This is a genomic window from Serratia sp. HNCC26DJ244, assembly GCF_057180565.1.
In genome coordinates, this window is sequence record NZ_JBXUGO010000108.1 from 1 (window position 1) to 562 (window position 562).

At 55.3% G+C, this 562-nt stretch carries 1 protein-coding gene; it reads left to right on the forward strand.

The genetic code is table 11. From position 1 onward, the window contains the following. Positions 1 to 562 (forward strand): Ig-like domain-containing protein (locus tag AC2A06_RS18805; RefSeq protein ID WP_484381293.1); only part of this gene is annotated, 562 nt, incomplete at both ends.

Here is a 562-nt window from a genome sequence, read left to right on the forward strand (position 1 = left end):
AGATCACCGGTGTGGAAGACCGCGTGGGCGAGAAGACCGGCAAGGTCGATCCAGGCCAAAGCACCGATGACAGCCAGCCGCTGATCAGCGGTATTGGTACCAAGGGCGATATCATCATTGTGTACACCACTGATGCGGCAGGTAATCACCCGATTGGTAGCACCAAGGTACTCGATGATGGCACCTGGTCACTGACGCCAACCACCCCATTGGTGGAAGGCAACAACCAGTTGACCATCGTGGCGGTCGATGCGGCGGGTAACAAAACCACGCCAAGCACGCCGTCTTATGACATCAATGTTGACATCACTATTCCTGCCGAGCCAGCAATCACCAGCGTGGTGGACAACGCAGAGCCACACGTGGGTCCATTGCAGAAGGACGATTTCACCAACGACAGCACCCCAACCCTGAGTGGGAGTGCGGAAGCTGACAGCCTGGTCAAGATCTACGATAACGGTGAACTGATCGGTTCAACCACGGCCAATGGCAAGGGTGAGTGGACCTTTACTCCAGCAGCAGGCGCTGAACTGAAAGATGGTAAACATAATCTGACCATCAC